General features: G+C 42.4%; 16 protein-coding genes. 13 read left to right on the top strand and 3 right to left on the bottom strand.

Features of this window, described 5'->3' with window-relative positions; genetic code table 11:
• Nucleotides 1–32 precede the first annotated feature (32 nt).
• Entirely contained in the window at nucleotides 33–1,013 is a 981-nt protein-coding gene (gene dusB / locus AC6I9F_RS09770; protein WP_033678731.1) for a tRNA dihydrouridine synthase DusB, read from the bottom strand.
• Nucleotides 1,000–1,872 (bottom strand): Hsp33 family molecular chaperone HslO, encoded by an 873-nt coding sequence (gene hslO / locus AC6I9F_RS09765; protein ID WP_498021988.1) that lies wholly within the window; start codon nucleotides 1,870–1,872, stop codon nucleotides 1,000–1,002. Before hslO ends, dusB begins: the two co-directional genes overlap by 14 nt.
• Before the next feature lie 164 nt (nucleotides 1,873–2,036).
• Here hslO and AC6I9F_RS09760 point away from each other — a divergent pair, with 164 nt between their 5' ends.
• The 13 genes from AC6I9F_RS09760 to adcA all read left to right on the top strand — a co-directional run bounded on the left by AC6I9F_RS09760 (nucleotide 2,037) and on the right by adcA (nucleotide 16,071).
• Complete coding sequence (locus AC6I9F_RS09760; RefSeq protein ID WP_498021986.1) at nucleotides 2,037–3,464, top strand: helix-turn-helix domain-containing protein; 1,428 nt, start codon at nucleotides 2,037–2,039, stop codon at nucleotides 3,462–3,464.
• 159 nt (nucleotides 3,465–3,623) lie between these two features.
• Nucleotides 3,624–5,132, top strand: coding sequence for a glycerol kinase GlpK (gene glpK / locus AC6I9F_RS09755; protein ID WP_498021984.1), 1,509 nt, complete (start codon nucleotides 3,624–3,626; stop codon nucleotides 5,130–5,132).
• A gap of 41 nt (nucleotides 5,133–5,173) precedes the next feature.
• Nucleotides 5,174–7,000, top strand: a complete 1,827-nt coding sequence (gene glpO, locus AC6I9F_RS09750) for a type 1 glycerol-3-phosphate oxidase (RefSeq protein ID WP_498021983.1) — start codon at nucleotides 5,174–5,176, stop codon at nucleotides 6,998–7,000.
• 70 nt (nucleotides 7,001–7,070) lie between these two features.
• Nucleotides 7,071–7,775 carry an MIP/aquaporin family protein gene (locus AC6I9F_RS09745; RefSeq protein ID WP_000980823.1) on the top strand — a complete coding sequence of 235 codons (705 nt, stop codon included), beginning with the start codon at nucleotides 7,071–7,073 and terminating at the stop codon, nucleotides 7,773–7,775.
• A gap of 227 nt (nucleotides 7,776–8,002) precedes the next feature.
• Nucleotides 8,003–8,134 carry a teichoic acid D-Ala incorporation-associated protein DltX gene (locus AC6I9F_RS09740; RefSeq protein WP_000813667.1) on the top strand — a complete coding sequence of 44 codons (132 nt, stop codon included), beginning with the start codon at nucleotides 8,003–8,005 and terminating at the stop codon, nucleotides 8,132–8,134.
• Between the two features lie 20 nt (nucleotides 8,135–8,154).
• Entirely contained in the window at nucleotides 8,155–9,705 is a 1,551-nt protein-coding gene (dltA, locus tag AC6I9F_RS09735; RefSeq protein WP_498021979.1) for a D-alanine--poly(phosphoribitol) ligase subunit DltA, read from the top strand.
• The gene (dltB, locus tag AC6I9F_RS09730; protein WP_498021977.1) at nucleotides 9,702–10,946 is read left to right on the top strand and encodes a D-alanyl-lipoteichoic acid biosynthesis protein DltB; all 1,245 of its coding nucleotides are present in this window, start codon (nucleotides 9,702–9,704) and stop codon (nucleotides 10,944–10,946) included. The genes dltA and dltB overlap by 4 nt, the downstream gene beginning before the upstream one ends.
• Nucleotides 10,947–10,959: 13 nt before the next feature.
• The gene (gene dltC / locus AC6I9F_RS09725) at nucleotides 10,960–11,199 is read left to right on the top strand and encodes a D-alanine--poly(phosphoribitol) ligase subunit DltC (RefSeq protein WP_411865160.1); all 240 of its coding nucleotides are present in this window, start codon (nucleotides 10,960–10,962) and stop codon (nucleotides 11,197–11,199) included.
• Nucleotides 11,192–12,460, top strand: a complete 1,269-nt coding sequence (gene dltD / locus AC6I9F_RS09720) for a D-alanyl-lipoteichoic acid biosynthesis protein DltD (protein WP_498021975.1) — start codon at nucleotides 11,192–11,194, stop codon at nucleotides 12,458–12,460. Before dltC ends, dltD begins: the two co-directional genes overlap by 8 nt.
• 152 nt (nucleotides 12,461–12,612) lie before the next feature.
• Nucleotides 12,613–13,053, top strand: coding sequence for a zinc-dependent transcriptional regulator AdcR (adcR, locus tag AC6I9F_RS09715; RefSeq protein ID WP_001249308.1), 441 nt, complete (start codon nucleotides 12,613–12,615; stop codon nucleotides 13,051–13,053).
• The gene (locus AC6I9F_RS09710) at nucleotides 13,053–13,757 is read left to right on the top strand and encodes a metal ABC transporter ATP-binding protein (RefSeq protein WP_001269496.1); all 705 of its coding nucleotides are present in this window, start codon (nucleotides 13,053–13,055) and stop codon (nucleotides 13,755–13,757) included. Before adcR ends, AC6I9F_RS09710 begins: the two co-directional genes overlap by 1 nt.
• On the top strand, nucleotides 13,750–14,556 hold the full coding sequence (locus tag AC6I9F_RS09705; protein ID WP_498021972.1) for a metal ABC transporter permease: 807 nt from the start codon (nucleotides 13,750–13,752) through the stop codon (nucleotides 14,554–14,556). Before AC6I9F_RS09710 ends, AC6I9F_RS09705 begins: the two co-directional genes overlap by 8 nt.
• Before the next feature lie 9 nt (nucleotides 14,557–14,565).
• Nucleotides 14,566–16,071 carry a zinc ABC transporter substrate-binding lipoprotein AdcA gene (gene adcA / locus AC6I9F_RS09700; RefSeq protein WP_498021970.1) on the top strand — a complete coding sequence of 502 codons (1,506 nt, stop codon included), beginning with the start codon at nucleotides 14,566–14,568 and terminating at the stop codon, nucleotides 16,069–16,071.
• A 1,041-nt stretch (nucleotides 16,072–17,112) separates the two neighbouring features.
• On the opposite strand, the gene AC6I9F_RS09695 is transcribed toward adcA, so the two are convergent.
• Nucleotides 17,113–18,279 (bottom strand): IS30 family transposase, encoded by a 1,167-nt coding sequence (locus AC6I9F_RS09695; protein ID WP_000160552.1) that lies wholly within the window; start codon nucleotides 18,277–18,279, stop codon nucleotides 17,113–17,115.
• Between the last annotated feature and the right edge of the window lie 99 nt (nucleotides 18,280–18,378).

The following is an 18,378-nucleotide window of genomic DNA, read 5'->3' as shown; positions in this document are numbered from 1 at the left end:
TAAACTTTAAGAGAGTTACGGGTTTTAATCTATTAAGCCTTATCCAACTGCAAGAGAGCTTCAATCTCTGCCAGAGTGCTAGCTTGTGAAATAGCTCCACGGAGTTTGGCTGCGCCAGATGTTCCACGGAGGTAGTGAGGAGCGAGGCCACGGAATTCACGAACTGCTACGTTTTCCCCTTTGAGGTTAATCAAACGTTTCAAGTGTTCGTAGGCGATTTTCATCTTGTCTTCAAAGGTCAAATCAGGGAGGATTTCTCCTGTTTCAAAGTAATGGTTGATTTGGTTGAAGAGGTAAGGATTTCCCATGGCAGCGCGGCCAATCATGACTGCGTCAGCACCGACTTCTTCGATACGTTGTTTGGCTTCTTGGACCGTACGGATGTCACCGTTGGCGATGAAGGGAATCTTGGTCAGAGCTTGAGCTACGTCGTGCAAGGTCTCAAGGTCTGCATGACCTGTATACATTTGCTCACGGGTACGGCCGTGCATAGCAAGGGCAGAAACACCTGCTGCTTCAGCAGCGAGGGCATTTTCTACTGCCAGAGATGGGTCGGCCCAGCCGGTACGCATTTTGACAGTAAGTGGAATATCAAGGACAGATTGGACCTTGTTGATGATAGAGTAAATCTTATCTGGATCCTTGAGCCACATAGCACCAGCTTCGTTCTTTACGATTTTGTTAACTGGGCAGCCCATGTTGATATCGACGATATCGGTCTTAGTATTTTCTTGGATGAATTCTGCTGCGCGTGCTAGGCTGTCTTCATCACTACCAAAAAGTTGGATAGAGACAGGGTTTTCGCCTTCATCGATATGAAGCATATGTAGAGTTTTTTCATTGTTGTATTGGATTCCCTTGTCAGAGACCATTTCCATGACAACGAGTCCCGCTCCGAGTTCTTTTGCGATGGTCCGAAAGGCTGAGTTAGTCACACCAGCCATGGGTGCTAAAACAGTACGATTGGGAATCTCAACATTGCCAATCATAAAAGGTGTATTAAGATTTGTCACGAATGAGTTCCTCCAGGTCGTTTTCATCAAAGTTGTAAGTAGTTTGGCAGAATTGACAAGTGATTTCTGCTCCGTGGTCTTCCTCTTTCATTTCCTGTAAGTCTGAGCTTGGAAGGCTGGCAAGAGCATTCATAAAGCGCTCATGGCTACAGTCACATTGGAAACGGATTTCTTCTTCAGAAAGACGCTTGTAGGCCTCGTCCCCGTAGATTGCCTTGAGGAGGGCTTCGATATGGTCTTCACTTTCTAGAAGAGTTGAGATAGCTGGCATTTCTTGGATGCGTTTTTCAAAGCGAGCAATCTCTTCTTCCTTGGCTCCCGGCAAGACTTGAACTAGGAAACCACCAGCAACCTTGACCTTGTCTTCCTCGTCCAAAAGGACATTGAGACCGACTGCAGAAGGGGTCTGTTGGCTTTCAGTCAGGTAAAAGGCAAGGTCTTCCCCAATCTCTCCAGAGATGAGTGGGGTCAAGGAAGTATAAGGATTTCCAATGCCGTAGTCTGTGATAACGAGAAATTGACCATTTCCAACAAAAGGTCCAACTAGGACTTCACCAGTTGCAGTCTTTTTGATGTCAACACCAGGATTTTGAACGTAGCCTTTGACGTTCCCCTTGGTATCAGCAACGGTGATAATGGCTCCTAGAGAGCTAGTTCCCAGTACCTTCACTGTTAGTTTGGTATTTCCTTTTTCATTGGCTGCGAGAATCTGGCTAGCGATAAGAGTTCGACCAAGCGCTACAGTTGAGCTAGCTTGGGTTTGGTGTTTTTCTTGAGCAGTGCGGACGGTTTCTGTGGTGTCAAGGACAAAAGCACGAAAGGCGCCACTTTCTGATATAGTTTTAATAATTTTATCCATAGCTACTATTTTAGCATAAAAATGCCCAAAGGGGGAGCCGTGTGTTTGCTGATTTTCAGGATAATGGACCAGGAAATCAGCATGAAAATAAAAAGAGAAACAGATTATTTCAGGATTTCTAAGATTTATGCTATGCTTAAGGTAGAAAATGAAAGGGGTAACAAATGTATTTAGGAGATTTGATGGAGAAAGCCGAGTGTGGTCAATTTTCAATCCTTTCCTTTCTATTACAAGAGTCTCAGACGACCGTCAAGGCTGTAATGGAGGAAACAGGATTTTCAAAAGCAACCCTAACCAAATATGTCACCCTGCTCAATGACAAGACTTTGGAAAGTGGTTTAGAGCTGACTATCTCCTTAGAAGATGAAAATCTGAGTCTGTTAATCGGTGCAGCTACCAAGGGGAGAGATATCCGGAGCTTGTTTTTGGAGAATGCTGTTAAATACCAGATTTTGGTCTATCTTCTCTACCACCAACAGTTTTTAGCCCATCAGCTGGCTCAAGAATTGATGATTAGCGAGGCTACGCTTGGTCGTCACTTAGCTAGCTTAAATCAGATTTTGTCAGAATTTGATTTATCCATCCAAAATGGACGTTGGCGAGGTCCAGAGCATCAGATTCGCTATTTCTATTTTTGTATTTTCCGCAAGGTCTGGTCCAGTCAGGAGTGGGAAGGTCACATGCAGAAACCAGAGAGAAAGCAGGAAATTGCTACACTAGAAGAAATCTGCGGTGCGAGTTTGTCTTCGGGTCAGAAATTGGACTTGATTCTCTGGGCTCATATCAGTCAACAGCGTCTTCGGGTCAACGCCTGTCAGTTTCAAGTCATAGAAGAGAAAATGCGAGGGTATTTTGACAATATCTTTTATCTTCGTTTGCTGAGAAAGGCTCCGTCCTTTTTTGCTGGGCAACACCTTCCTCTAGGAACTGAGGATGGTGAGATGATGATATTCTTCTCTTTCCTCTTGTCTCATCGCATTCTTCCTCTTCATACTATGGAGTACATCCTTGGTTTTGGAGGGCAGTTGGTAGATTTGCTGACGCAATTGATTCAAGAAATGAAGAAGGAGGAGCTGCTGGGGGACTACACAGAGGACCATGTCACCTATGAACTTAGCCAGCTTTGTGCTCAAGTCTATCTCTATAAGGGTTATATTTTACAGGATCGCTACAAGTATCAGTTAGAGAATCGTCATCCATATTTACTGATGGAACATGATTTTAAGGGGACAGCAGAGGAGATTTTTCATGCTCTACCTGCCTTTCAGCAGGGGACGGATTTGGATAAGAAAATTCTCTGGGAATGGCTGCAGTTGATCGAATATATGGCTGAAAATGGTGGCCAGCATATGCGAATTGGTCTGGATTTGACATCTGGTTTTCTTGTCTTTTCAAGGATGGCAGCCATTTTGAAACGGTATTTGGAATACAATCGTTTTATTACCATTGAAGCCTATGACCGAACTCGCCATTATGATTTGCTGGTTACCAATAACCCGATTCATAAGAAGGAACAGACCCCAGTTTATTATTTAAAAAATGACTTGGATATGGAAGATTTGGCGGCTATTCGTCAGTTATTATTCACTTAAAAGGCTTGGTGGTTCCAGGTCTTTTTTGTGAAATTCACACAATTTCCTCACATTTTTTTAAAAATTAAAAAAAGTTGATAAACAAGAAAGCGCTTTATTTTGTATACTAGTAAGTGTAAAGAGGAAACATCCTCAAGATCTTTATCAGGAGGACAGCACATGTCACAAGAAAAATACATCATGGCCATTGACCAGGGAACTACAAGCTCTCGTGCCATCATTTTTAATAAAAAAGGAGAGAAGGTTAGCTCGAGTCAAAAAGAGTTTACTCAGATTTTCCCTCAGGCAGGTTGGGTAGAGCACAATGCCAATGAAATTTGGAACTCAGTCCAGTCAGTTATTGCGGGTGCTTTCATCGAAAGTGGTGTCAAGCCAAATCAAATCGAAGCAATCGGGATTACCAACCAGCGTGAAACAACTGTTGTCTGGGATAAGAAAACAGGGCTTCCTATCTACAACGCAATCGTTTGGCAGTCACGCCAGACAGCACCTTTGGCTGAGCAACTAAAAAGTCAAGGCTATGTGGAAAAATTCCATAAAAAGACTGGTTTGATCATCGATGCTTACTTCTCTGCTACTAAAGTTCGTTGGATTTTGGACCATGTAGAGGGCGCTCAAGAGAGAGCTGAAAAGGGTGAATTGCTCTTTGGTACCATTGATACTTGGTTGGTTTGGAAATTGACTGACGGTGCGGCTCACGTGACTGACTACTCAAACGCAGCTCGTACCATGCTTTATAACATTAAAGAACTCAAATGGGATGATGAGATTTTGGAAATTCTCAACATTCCTAAGGCTATGCTTCCAGAAGTTCGTTCTAACTCTGAAATTTACGGTAAGACAGCGCCATTCCATTTCTATGGTGGACAAGTGCCAATCTCAGGTATGGCTGGGGACCAACAAGCAGCCCTCTTTGGACAGTTGGCCTTTGAACCTGGTATGGTTAAAAATACTTATGGAACAGGTTCTTTCATCATCATGAATACTGGTGAAGAAATGCAGTTGTCTGAAAATAACCTCTTGACAACCATTGGTTACGGAATCAATGGCAAGGTTTACTATGCCTTGGAAGGTTCAATCTTCATCGCAGGAAGTGCCATTCAATGGCTTCGTGACGGTCTTCGCATGGTCGAAAATTCACCAGAGTCTGAAAAATACGCTCGTGATTCTCACAACAACGATGAAGTTTATGTCGTTCCAGCCTTTACAGGTCTAGGTGCTCCATACTGGAACCAAAACGCTCGCGGTTCTGTCTTTGGCTTGACTCGTGGAACAACTAAAGAAGACTTTATCAAGGCGACTTTGCAATCTATTGCTTATCAAGTGCGTGACATCATCGATACCATGCAAGTAGATGCGCAGACAGCTATCCAAGTCTTGAAAGTAGACGGTGGTGCAGCTATGAACAATTTCCTCATGCAGTTCCAAGCTGATATTTTGGGAATCGATATCGCACGCGCCAAAAACTTGGAAACAACAGCTTTGGGGGCAGCCTTCTTAGCAGGTTTGTCAGTAGGTTACTGGAAGGACTTGGATGAGTTGAAACTCTTGAATGAGACAGGAGAACTCTTTGAGCCATCTATGAACGAATCTCGCAAGGAACAACTCTACAAGGGCTGGAAGAAGGCTGTAAAAGCAACCCAAGTCTTTGCGGAAGTAGACGACTAATATTGGAAGAATAAAGCGATTCAGTTAGAAAGTGTGTAAAAATGGAATTTTCAAAGAAAACACGTGAATTATCAATTAAAAAAATGCAGGAACGTACCCTGGACCTCTTGATTATCGGTGGAGGAATCACAGGGGCTGGTGTAGCTTTGCAGGCAGCAGCTAGCGGTCTTGAGACTGGTTTGATTGAAATGCAGGACTTCGCAGAAGGGACATCTAGCCGTTCAACAAAATTGGTTCACGGAGGTCTTCGTTACCTCAAACAATTTGACGTAGAAGTGGTCTCAGATACAGTTTCTGAACGTGCAGTGGTTCAACAAATCGCTCCCCACATTCCGAAACCAGACCCAATGCTCTTGCCAGTTTACGATGAAGATGGAGCGACCTTTAGCCTCTTCCGTCTGAAAGTAGCTATGGACTTGTATGACCTTTTGGCAGGAGTTAACAACACACCAGCTGCTAACAAGGTTTTGAGCAAGGAAGAAGTTTTGGAACGCCAGCCAAACTTGAAGAAAGAAGGCTTGGTAGGAGGTGGGGTTTACCTTGACTTCCGTAACAATGATGCGCGTCTGGTGATTGAAAACATTAAACGTGCCAACCAAGACGGTGCCCTCATTGCTAACCACGTGAAGGCAGAAGGTTTCCTCTTTGACGAAAGCGGCAATATTACAGGTGTTGTAGCTCGTGATCTCTTGACAGACCAAGTATTTGAAATCAAGGCCCGTTTGGTTATCAATACAACAGGTCCTTGGAGTGATAAGGTACGCAATTTGTCTAATAAGGGAACCCAATTCTCACAAATGCGTCCAACTAAGGGAGTTCACTTGGTAGTGGATTCAAGCAAGATCAAGGTTTCACAGCCAGTTTACTTTGACACAGGTTTGGGTGACGGCCGTATGGTCTTTGTTCTCCCACGTGAAAACAAGACTTACTTTGGTACAACTGATACAGACTACACAGGTGATTTGGAACATCCAAAAGTAACTCAAGAAGATGTAGATTACCTACTTGGCATTGTCAACAACCGCTTCCCAGAAGCGAATATTACAGTTGCTGACATTGAAAGTAGCTGGGCAGGTCTTCGTCCATTGATCGCAGGCAATAGCGCTTCTGACTACAATGGCGGAAATAACGGAACTATCAGTGATGAAAGCTTTAACAACTTGATTGCGACTGTTGAATCTTATCTCTCTAAAGAAAAAACACGTGAAGATGTTGAGTCTGCTGTCAGCAAGCTTGAAAGCAGCACATCTGAGAAACATTTGGCCCCATCTGCAGTTTCTCGTGGTTCTAGCTTGGACCGAGATGATAATGGCCTCTTGACCCTTGCTGGTGGTAAAATCACAGACTACCGTAAGATGGCTGAAGGAGCTATGGAGCGCGTGGTTGACATCCTCAAAGCAGAATTTGACCGCAGCTTTAAACTCATCAACTCTAAGACATACCCTGTTTCAGGTGGGGAATTGAACCCAGCAAATGTGGACTCAGAAATCGAAGCTTTTGCGCAACTTGGAGTGTCACGTGGCTTGGATAGTAAGGAAGCTCACTATCTGGCAAATCTTTACGGTTCAAATGCACCGAAAGTCTTTGCCCTTGCTCACAGCTTGGAACAAGCGCCAGGACTCAGCTTGGCAGATACCTTGTCCCTTCACTATGCAATGCGCAATGAGTTGGCTCTTAGCCCAGTTGACTTCCTTCTTCGTCGTACCAACCATATGCTCTTTATGCGTGATAGTTTGGATAGCATCGTTGAGCCAGTTTTGAATGAAATGGGACGATTCTATGATTGGTCAGAAGAAGAAAAAGCAGGCTACCGTGCGGATGTCGAAGCGGCTCTCGCTCAAAATGACTTAGCAGAATTAAAAAATTAAGAAAAAATAAAAGAGGCGGAGGGCAGGACTCCTAGTTTACCCTCTCCTTCTTTTTAATGGAGACAGAAAGATGATGAATGAATTATTTGGAGAATTTCTAGGGACTTTAATCCTGATTCTTCTAGGAAATGGTGTTGTTGCAGGTGTGGTTCTTCCTAAAACTAAGAGCAACAGTTCAGGTTGGATTGTGATTACTATGGGGTGGGGGATTGCAGTTGCGGTTGCAGTATTTGTATCTGGCAAGCTCAGTCCAGCTCATTTAAACCCAGCTGTGACCATCGGTGTGGCCTTAAAAGGTGGTTTGCCTTGGGCTTCCGTTTTCCCTTATATCCTAGCTCAGTTCGCAGGGGCCATGCTCGGTCAGATTTTGGTTTGGTTGCAATTTAAACCGCATTATGAGGCAGAAGAAAATGCAGGTAATATCCTTGCAACCTTTAGTACTGGACCAGCTATCAAAGATACTGTATCAAACTTGATCAGCGAAATCCTTGGAACCTTTGTTTTGGTCTTAACAATCTTTGCTTTGGGTCTTTACGATTTTCAGGCAGGTATCGGAACCTTTGCGGTGGGGACTTTGATTGTCGGTATCGGTCTATCACTAGGTGGGACAACAGGCTATGCCCTGAACCCAGCTCGAGACCTTGGACCTCGTATCATGCACAGTATCCTTCCGATTTCAAACAAGGGAGACGGAGACTGGTCTTACGCTTGGATTCCTGTTGTGGGGCCTGTTATCGGTGCAGCCTTGGCTGTGCTTGTATTTTCACTTTTCTAATCTGGAAAACAATTATGTTGATAGAGCTTGAGATGAAAATCTCGGGTTCTTTTCTTTTAAAATATACATAGAAAAACCGCATAATCATTAAAATAAGCTGAAATCTAGTGAAAATGTACGGTAAACAATTGAAAAACTAGTCTATAAAGTGGTACAATAGTAGAAAAATACTATAGTAAGAGTCTATCTTATTTAGCAAAAATTACAGAAATGAATGGTTTTTCTTGATGAAACAGAGAAAAGAATTGTACCTCTTTCTTGGTCGGACAGCCTTGTATTTTCTTATCTTTCTAGGGCTGCTTTACTTCTTTAGCTATCTTGGCCAGGGTCAAGGAAGCTTTATCTATAATGAATTTTAACTTGAAGGAGAATCCCTATTGTGTCAAATAAACCAATAGTAGATATGATTGAAACCATTGAGCATTTTGCTCAGACCCAGCCTAGCTATCCTGTCTATAATGTTTTGGGGCAGGAACACACTTATGGCGATTTAAAGGCTGATTCGGATAGTTTGGCTACAGCCATTGACCAACTAGGCTTGCCTGAGAAGTCTCCTGTGGTTGTTTTTGGTGGCCAAGAATATGAAATGTTGGCAACCTTTGTAGCGCTGACTAAGTCAGGTCATGCCTACATTCCAATTGATAGCCATTCGGCCTTGGAGCGAGTTTCATCTATTTTAGAAATAGCAGAGCCAAGCTTGATTATTGCCATCTCAGACTTTCCCTTGGAGCAGGTTTCTACACCAATGATGACTCTAGCTCAGGTTCAAGAAGCCTTTGCCCAAGGGACTAGCTATGAGATCACGCATCCAGTCAAGGGCGATGATAACTACTACATTATCTTTACTTCTGGTACAACTGGTAAGCCAAAGGGAGTGCAGATTTCACATGATAATCTCCTCAGCTTTACCAATTGGATGATTACGGACAAGGAATTTGCGACGCCAAGTCGTCCGCAAATGCTGGCTCAGCCACCTTATTCTTTTGACCTGTCTGTCATGTACTGGGCACCGACCTTGGCACTTGGTGGTACGCTTTTCGCTCTTCCTTCAGCTATTACTCAGGACTTTAAGCAACTCTTTGCGACCATCTTTTCATTGCCAATTGCTATCTGGACATCAACCCCTTCTTTTGCAGATATGGCCATGTTGTCTGAAGACTTTAATAGTGAGAAAATGCCTGGCATCACGCATTTCTACTTTGATGGCGAAGAATTGACGGTTAAAACGGCTCAAAAACTGCGCGAGCGTTTCCCAAATGCCCGTATTATCAATGCTTACGGTCCAACAGAAGCGACAGTAGCCCTATCAGCAGTTGCTGTGACAGACGAGATGCTAGCGACTCTCAAACGCCTACCAATCGGCTATACCAAGGCTGACTCTCCAACCTTTATCATTGACGAGGAAGGCAATAAATTGCCAAATGGCGAACAGGGAGAAATCATTGTTTCTGGACCAGCCGTTTCAAAAGGCTATATGAACAATCCTGAAAAAACAGCGGAAGCCTTCTTTGAATTTGAAGGTCTACCAGCCTACCATACAGGAGATGTGGGAACTATGACAGATGAAGGCTTACTTCTCTACGGCGGACGCATGGACTTCCAGATTAAGTTCAACGGTTACCGCATTGAGTTAGAAGATGTCTCTCAAAACCTCAACAAGTCTCGCTTTATCGAGTCTGCTGTTGCTGTTCCACGTTATAACAAGGATCATAAGGTGCAAAATCTGTTGGCCTATGTCATCTTAAAAGATGGTGTGCGTGAGCAGTTTGAGCGAGATATTGATATTACCAAGGCTATCAAGGAGGATTTAACAGATATCATGATGTCCTACATGATGCCGTCTAAATTCCTTTATCGAGACAGTTTGCCACTGACTCCAAATGGAAAGATTGACATCAAAGGATTGATTAACGAGGTGAACAAGAGATGATGGAGTTTTTTCAACAGCTTCCTCATTTAGAGCCATATGGGAATCCTCAGTATTTTGTCTATGTGATTGCTGCAACCTTGCCCATCTTTATAGGCCTCTTTTTCAAGAAACGATTCGCCTGGTACGAGGTATTGGTTAGCCTCTTCTTTATCGTCACCATGTTGGTAGGTGGGAAGACTAACCAATTGGCTGCCTTGGGTATTTACCTTTGTTGGGAAATATTGCTCCTGCTTTTCTACAAGCATTATCGAAAAAGCAAGGATGGCAAGTGGGTCTTCTACTTAGTTAGTTTTCTGTCCCTCCTTCCGATTATCTTTGTCAAGGTGCAGCCGGCTATCAATGGAACGCAGTCTTTGCTTGGCTTTTTGGGAATTTCTTACCTGACCTTTCGTTCGGTTGGGATTATCATCGAGCTGAGAGATGGAGTGATTAAGGATTTTACCCTCTGGGAATTCCTCCGTTTTCTTCTCTTCATGCCGACTTTTTCAAGTGGTCCAATCGATCGCTTTAAGCGTTTTAATGAAAATTATCAGACCATTCCTGAGCGGGATGAGTTGATGGATATGCTGGATGAATCTGTTCGCTATATCATGTGGGGCTTTTTGTACAAGTTTATCCTAGCTCATGTTTTAGGAGAGACCTTGTTGCCTCCTTTGAAGAATTTAGCCTTGCAGTCAGGTGGCTTCTTTAACCTCTATGCCTTGGCAGTTATGTATACCTTTGGTTTGGAGCTTTTCTTTGATTTTGCAGGTTATTCTATGTTTGCCTTGGCCATCTCAAACTTTATGGGAATCCGTAGCCCTATCAACTTTAACAAGCCTTTTTTATCAAGGGATTTAAAGGAATTTTGGAATCGTTGGCACATGAGTCTCTCTTTCTGGTTCCGTGACTTTGTCTTTATGCGAATGGTGATGGTATTGACCAGAAAGAAGGTCTTTAAGAATCGAAATGTAACCTCAAGTGTGGTCTACATTGTAAATATGCTGGTTATGGGATTTTGGCATGGTGTGACCTGGTACTATATCGCCTATGGCCTCTTTCATGGGATTGGACTGGTTATCAATGACGCTTGGATTCGTAAGAAAAAAACGCTCAATAAGGAGCGGAAAAAAGCAGGGAAGCCTGCTCTACCTGAGAATCGCTGGATTCAGTTGCTTGGCATGGTTGTCACCTTCCATGTCGTCATGCTGTCATTCTTAATCTTTTCTGGATTCTTGAATGATCTATGGTTTAAAAAATAAAAGGAAATAAAATATGGATATCAAATCAGAAGTTATCGAAATTATTGATGAGTTGTTTATGGAAGATGTTTCTGACATAATGGATGAAGATCTTTTTGATGCAGGTGTCTTGGATAGTATGGGAACGGTTGAATTGATTGTGGAGATTGAGAACCGTTTTGACATTCGTGTCCCTGTGACAGAGTTTGGTCGCGATGACTGGAATACAGCTAATAAAATCATAGCTGGTATTGTGGAGCTACAAAATGCTTAAACGCTTATGGATGATCTTCGGACCGGTCTTGATAGCTGGTTTGTTGGTTTTTCTGCTCATTTTCTTTTATCCTACTGAGATGCGTCATAATCTAGGAGCTGAAAAGCGTTCAGCGGTGGCTACTACTATCGATAGTTTTAAGGAGCGAAGTCAAAAAGTCAGAGCACTATCTGATCCAAATATGCGTTTTGTTCCCTTCTTTGGCTCTAGTGAATGGCTTCGTTTTGACGGTGCCCATCCTGCGGTATTAGCTGAGAAATACAATCGCTCCTACCGTCCTTATCTTTTAGGACAGAGGGGAGCTGCATCGCTTAACCAGTATTTTGGAATGCAACAGATGTTGCCACAACTGGAGAATAAACAAGTTGTGTATGTTATCTCGCCCCAGTGGTTCAGTAAAAATGGCTATGAGCCAGCAGCCTTTCAGCAGTATTTTAATGGAGACCAGTTGACCAGTTTTCTGGAACATCAATCTGGAGATCAGGCTAGTCAATATGCAGCGACTCGCTTACTGCAGCAGTTCCCAAACGTAGCTATGAAGGATTTGGTTCAGAAGTTGGCAAGTAAAGAAGAATTGTCGACGGCAGACAATGAAATGATTGAATTATTGGCTCGGTTTAATGAACGCCAAGCTTCCTTTTTTGGTCAGTTTTCGGTTAGAGGCTATATCAACTACGAGAAGCATGTAGCTAAGTATTTAAAGACCTTGCCAGATCAGTTTTCTTATCAAGCCATAGAAGATATTGTTAAAGCAGATGCTGAAAAAAATACTTCCAATAATGATCTGGGAATGGAGAATGATTTCTATAGTAAGCAGATCAAGAAGGATTTGAAGAAATTAAAGGATTCTCAGAAAAACTTCACCTACCTCAAATCGCCAGAATATAATGACCTGCAGTTGGTTTTAACACAGTTTTCTAAATCTAAGGTAAACCCAATTTTTATCATTCCACCTGTTAACAAAAAATGGATGGATTATGCTGGTTTACGAGAGGACATGTACCAACAGACGGTGCAGAAGATTCGCTATCAGTTAGAAAGTCAAGGGTTTGACAATATCGCAGATTTTTCTAAGGACGGCGGGGAGCCATTCTTTATGAAGGACACCATTCACCTTGGTTGGTTGGGTTGGTTGGCTTTTGACAAGGCCGTTGATCCTTTCCTATCCAATCCCACACCAGCTCCGACTTACCATCTGAATGAGCGCTTTTTCAGCAAAGACTGGGCGACTTATGATGGAGATGTCAAGGAATTTCAATAGATCATAATATAGAAGAGTTCAAGAATGAAGCCGATTTTTACGTTTTTTCTTGACTCTTTTTTTGCTTGTGATATAATTAACTGGTAAACAATTTTTCAAAGAATAGTATTTTTCTCTTAAAAAAGAGAAGTCTAAAAGGAAAGGAGTCAGATATGAGACAGCTAGCGAAGGATATCGATGCTTTTTTGAATGAGGTAATTTTGCAGGCAGAAAATCAGCATGAAATTCTAATAGGTCATTGCACTAGTGAGGTGGCCCTGACCAATACTCAAGAGCACATTCTCATGCTCTTGTCAGAGGAATCTTTAACAAATTCAGAGTTGGCTCGTCGTCTCAATGTCAGTCAGGCGGCGGTTACCAAGGCCATTAAGTCTTTGGTCAAGGAAGGGATGTTGGAAACATCTAAAGATCCTAAGGATGCGCGTGTGATTTTTTATCAGTTGACTGATTTGGCTCGTCCAATTGCTGAGGAGCACCACCATCACCATGAGCATACGCTTTTAACCTATGAACAAGTGGCGACTCAGTTTACTCCAAATGAACAAAAAGTGATTCAGCGGTTTTTGACTGCTTTAGTAGGAGAAATCAAATAATGAGATATATTACGGTAGAGGATTTGTCCTTCTATTATGATAAGGAGCCCGTTCTTGAACATATCAATTATAGTGTTGATAGTGGAGAATTTGTGACCTTGACGGGAGAAAATGGGGCGGCTAAGACAACGCTCATCAAGGCCAGTCTTGGAATCCTTCAACCACGCATTGGTAAGGTAACCATTTCAAAGACAAATACGCAGGGTAAGAAATTGAGAATAGCCTATCTTCCTCAACAGATTGCCAGCTTTAATGCTGGTTTTCCAAGTACGGTTTATGAATTTGTCAAGTCGGGTCGCTATCCGAGAAAAGGATGGTTCCGTCGTTTGAATGCTCATGATGAGGAGCATATCAAGGCCAGTCTGGATTCAGTTGGCATGTGGGAACACCGAGACAAACGCTTGGGGTCTCTTTCTGGGGGGCAAAAGCAGCGAGCGGTGATTGCGCGTATGTTTGCTTCTGACCCTGATGTGTTTATCCTAGATGAGCCGACAACGGGGATGGATGCAGGAAGTAAAAACGAATTTTACGAACTCATGCACCACAGCGCCCATCATCATGGCAAGGCTGTTTTGATGATTACCCATGACCCTGAAGAAGTTAAGGACTATGCGGACCGCAATATTCATCTAGTCCGTAACCAAGACTCGCCATGGCGTTGTTTCAACGTTCATGAGAATGACCAGGAGGTGGGCCATGCTTAGTTTATTATCTTATGACTTTATGCAGCGTGCCTTTCTGGCGGTTATTGCTATGAGTCTTTTCTCGCCAGTTCTTGGAACCTTCCTTATCTTGCGCCGTCAGAGTTTGATGAGTGATACCCTTAGCCATGTCTCGCTGTCGGGTGTAGCCTTTGGTCTGGTACTAGGGATTTCTCCGACTATTTCCACTATTGCCATTGTCTTGATTGCGGCGGTCTTTCTGGAGTATCTCCGTACGGTTTACAAGAGCTTTATGGAAATCGGGACAGCTATCCTCATGTCAACAGGTTTGGCTGTTTCTCTGATTGTCATGAGCAAGGGTAAAAGCTCGAGTTCAATGAGTTTGGACCAATATCTCTTTGGTTCCATCGTGACTATCAGCGAAGAGCAGGTCATGTCCCTCTTTGTCATTGCAGCGGTTGTTTTGATTTTGACCTTCCTCTTCCTTCGACCAATGTATATCCTGACTTTTGATGAGGATACGGCCTTTGTGGATGGCTTGCCAGTTCGTACCATGTCCATTCTGTTTAACATGGTGACAGGGGTGGCTATTGCCCTTATGATTCCTGCAGCAGGAGCTCTTTTGGTGTCGACCATCATGGTCTTGCCAGCTAGTATTGCCCTGCGTCTGGGGAAAAACTTTAAATCGGTTATGCTGCTTGCCAGTGCTATTGGATTTTTGGGAATGGTAGCAGGACTTTACATTTCCTACTATGCAGAAACACCTGCAAGTGCAAGTATTACTATTATTTTTGTAACTGTTTTCTTGCTAATCAGTTTAGTAAGACGTTTTATTAAATAGGAGACTAAGATGAAAAAAATTAGCTTATTACTCGCTAGTCTATGTGCCCTGTTTTTAGTGGCTTGTTCCAATCAAAAGCAGGCAGATGGCAAACTAAATATTGTGACAACCTTTTACCCTGTCTATGAATTTACCAAGCAAGTCGCAGGAGATACTGCTAATGTAGAACTCCTAATCGGTGCTGGTACAGAACCCCATGAATATGAACCATCTGCCAAAGCAGTTGCCAAAATCCAAGACGCAGATACCTTCGTTTATGAAAATGAAAACATGGAAACATGGGTCCCTAAATTGCTAGATACCTTGGATAAGAAAAAGGTGAAAACCATAAAAGCGACAGGCGATATGTTGCTCTTACCAGGTGGTGAGGAAGAAGAGGGAGACCATGACCATGGAGAAGAAGGTCATCACCATGAGTACGATCCCCATGTTTGGTTATCACCAGTTCGCGCTATTAAACTAGTAGAGCACATCCGTGACAGCTTGTCAGCAGACTATCCTGATAAAAAAGAGACCTTTGAGAAGAATGCTGCTGTTTATATCGAAAAATTGCAAGCCTTGGATAAGGCTTATGCAGAAGGTTTGTCTCAAGCCAAACAAAAGAGCTTTGTAACGCAACACGCAGCCTTTAACTATCTCGCTTTGGACTATGGACTCAAACAAGTCGCAATCTCAGGCATCTCTCCAAATGCAGAACCATCAGCTGCTCGTCTGGCAGAATTGACAGAGTACGTTAAGAAAAATAAAATTGCCTATATCTACTTTGAGGAAAATGCCTCACAGGCCCTCGCCAATACACTTTCAAAAGAGGCAGGTGTCAAAACAGATGTCCTCAATCCTTTGGAAAGTCTGACAGAAGAGGACACCAAGGCTGGTGAAAACTATATTTCCGTGATGGAGAAAAATCTCAAGGCTCTAAAACAAACAACAGACCAAGAAGGCCCAGCAATCGAGCCTGAAAAGGCAGAGGATACCAAGACAGTCCAAAATGGTTACTTTGAGGATGCAGATGTCAAGGATCGCACCTTGAGTGACTATGCAGGTAGCTGGCAATCAGTTTATCCTTTCCTTGAAGATGGAACTTTGGATCAGGTCTTTGACTACAAGGCTAAGTTGACAGGTAAGATGACTCAGGCTGAGTACAAGGCTTACTATACAAAAGGCTACCAGACAGATGTGACTAAGATTAACATTACTGATAACACTATGGAATTTGTTCAAGGTGGACAAAGCAAGAAATACACTTACAAGTATGTGGGTAAGAAAATTTTGACTTACAAGAAAGGCAATCGTGGCGTGCGCTTCCTTTTTGAAGCCACAGATGCGGATGCTGGACAGTTCAAGTATGTTCAGTTTAGCGACCACAATATCGCCCCAGTTAAGGCAGAACATTTCCATATCTTCTTTGGAGGCACAAGCCAAGAAGCCCTCTTTGAAGAAATGGATAATTGGCCAACCTACTACCCAGATAACCTATCTGGCCAAGAAATCGCCCAAGAAATGTTGGCGCATTGATGAGAAACCGACTAGTTCCTATGATCTAGTCGGTTTTTGGGTACTAGATAGCTAGCTTCATTATAGACCTTTCAGAACTTTAAAAAATAAATAAAACTTTTGAAATATCTGGGATTATATGTTAGAATAATTCCATCGGATAAGGTTCATTAGAACACCAAAGCCCCTAACTATGGCCGTAGTTAAGGGGTGTTTTGGTATATTCTACAGGAATAGAAAAAGACCCTCTAAACTTTGTAGAGAGCCTTAAAAAATCAAAATAAAAAGATACCCCCAGGCACATAGGAATGCTCAACCTTTCAGTCTACCCCATTCTGGGACCCAGCGTTTATCCTTCACAAGTTATCTTATTGAGTCCATTATATCACACTTATGGAAAATGTAAGAAATTTGTATAGTATTTTTAAATGAATTGATGAAAAATCAAATACCTTTCAGAACTAAGGAACTTTAAATAATAAATAAAACTCTTGAAATATCTGGACCTGTATGTTAGAATAAAATCGATAGGCAAGGTTCATTAGAACACCAAATCCCTTAACTATTGCAGTAGTTAAGGGATTTTTTGACGTATCTTAGCGATTTAACGGGTGTTGATAGGCTAGTCATTCGGTCTACTTCTTACCATCTAGCCATTTGCAGACGAAATACAAGATAATTCCTGCTATGACGTCCGCTACAATAGTAAGAACGAGCTCTGGGGCAAGGTTCATTAGTTTCACCTCCTCTCACGAACCGTAAGGAACGTAATCGGTAACCGATGACAAAAATAGTATATCACATTAAATTGGTAAATTCCCAAACTAAGTTCCACCGCTAGTAGAAGTGGAAGTTAATCTGATAAAAATTGTAAAAACCAGTGGAAATCCATGTCAGGGTAAGTTCCACTGGTTTTACTAATGCTTGATTTTATTGCTTTTGTAGCCAAAATGAATCGAAAAAAAGAGCGCACAAAATCCTCTTATCTGAAAGCGTTTCAGATTAAGTTCCGCTATGGTGGAAGTTAGTGTGAGACGTTTGAATAGGGTTTTAGGTTAGTTTTTAGAACTTATGTTGGAGTAATTTAGAAGACTGACAGACGTCTTCTGCAGGTATTTTAGAAATACCGAGAAGCTTAGGAATTTCTTCTCCATAAGTAAAGGCAAAGAGTTCATAAGCTGACTTTCCATTCAAAGCAGCACGTTTGACGCTGTTGACATGAGAGCAGACGAGATTGATGTCCTCTTGAGTTAAATTGTCAAAAGAAGTTCCTTTAGGTAGAATGTCGCGAATCAGCGTGTGATTTTTCTCAATTCTCCCTTTCTGGTCAGAGCGATTAGGGTCACAAAAGAAGAGTTTACTCTCTCCTCGCACATCCATTTCGATGTCATCAACCCTGGCAAACTCTCCACCATTATCGGTAAGAATGACAGGGAAGAGTTGGAAGAAATCTTTGTCCGCTTGGTGAAGAGTGTTCTTGATGTCATAGAGATGTTTGGTAACCTCAAGGGCAGTTTTATTATCCAGAAGTCTAGCGAAGATAAAGTTACAGAAAGATAGATTGAAGGTGAGTAGGACTTTACCTCCCATTCTCCCCATAACTGTGTCCATTTCCAGCCAAGAGTCTAGTTGATTCAGTGCTAAATAGTTTTGGAAATCCTCATAGGAACGGCCTTTTTTAGCTTCTTTAGGGATGGAAGGTAGCTTACTTTTTCGTCTTTCTTTGAATTTAACGGCTCTGGCAAGATCAATCGGAGCGATAGATAGGTACCCTTTTCGGATGTGTCGATAGACAGTTGAGGAGCTGACATCAAGGTTATGAGTTTTGAGAATATGATAGATGTGTTGTCCTTTTTTAACCCCATCAGAAATGACTTTGTCCATGTCCCAGAAGGTCTTGGAATTGAGGGGAGTTCCTTCACGAGCTTCGCCAAGAGTTTGTTCGTATTGTTTTTGAGCTTGCTTAGCGAGGTAGAAGATCTTCTTATAGCCACAATTCTGTCTTCTTTTAGGGCAGCCGTTACAGACAAAGGGAGCTTTGTCGAGTAGAGGGCAAGGAAGGTTATGGCATGTAGACTCTCGGACTTGTCTGTTTCGTTTGACTTCTTTAGAAACAGTAGTCGGGTCTTTTAGAATGGATTGTCCAATAGCTTTGAAGGTTTCACTGCGCTCTAAACCTAATTGGATATCATTACGGTCTGAAAGGGTAAGGTGTTTATGTTTTGTCATAGTAGACCTCGTTTCTAACTCAAACGTCTCACACTTAATTCCACCATAAAAATCCGTTTTAGACTAATTTCCACTTTGGTCAGGCAAGTGGAAGTTACT

Source organism: Streptococcus nakanonensis (genome assembly GCF_059738785.1).
This window is presented reverse-complemented; position numbering and strand designations above follow the sequence as displayed.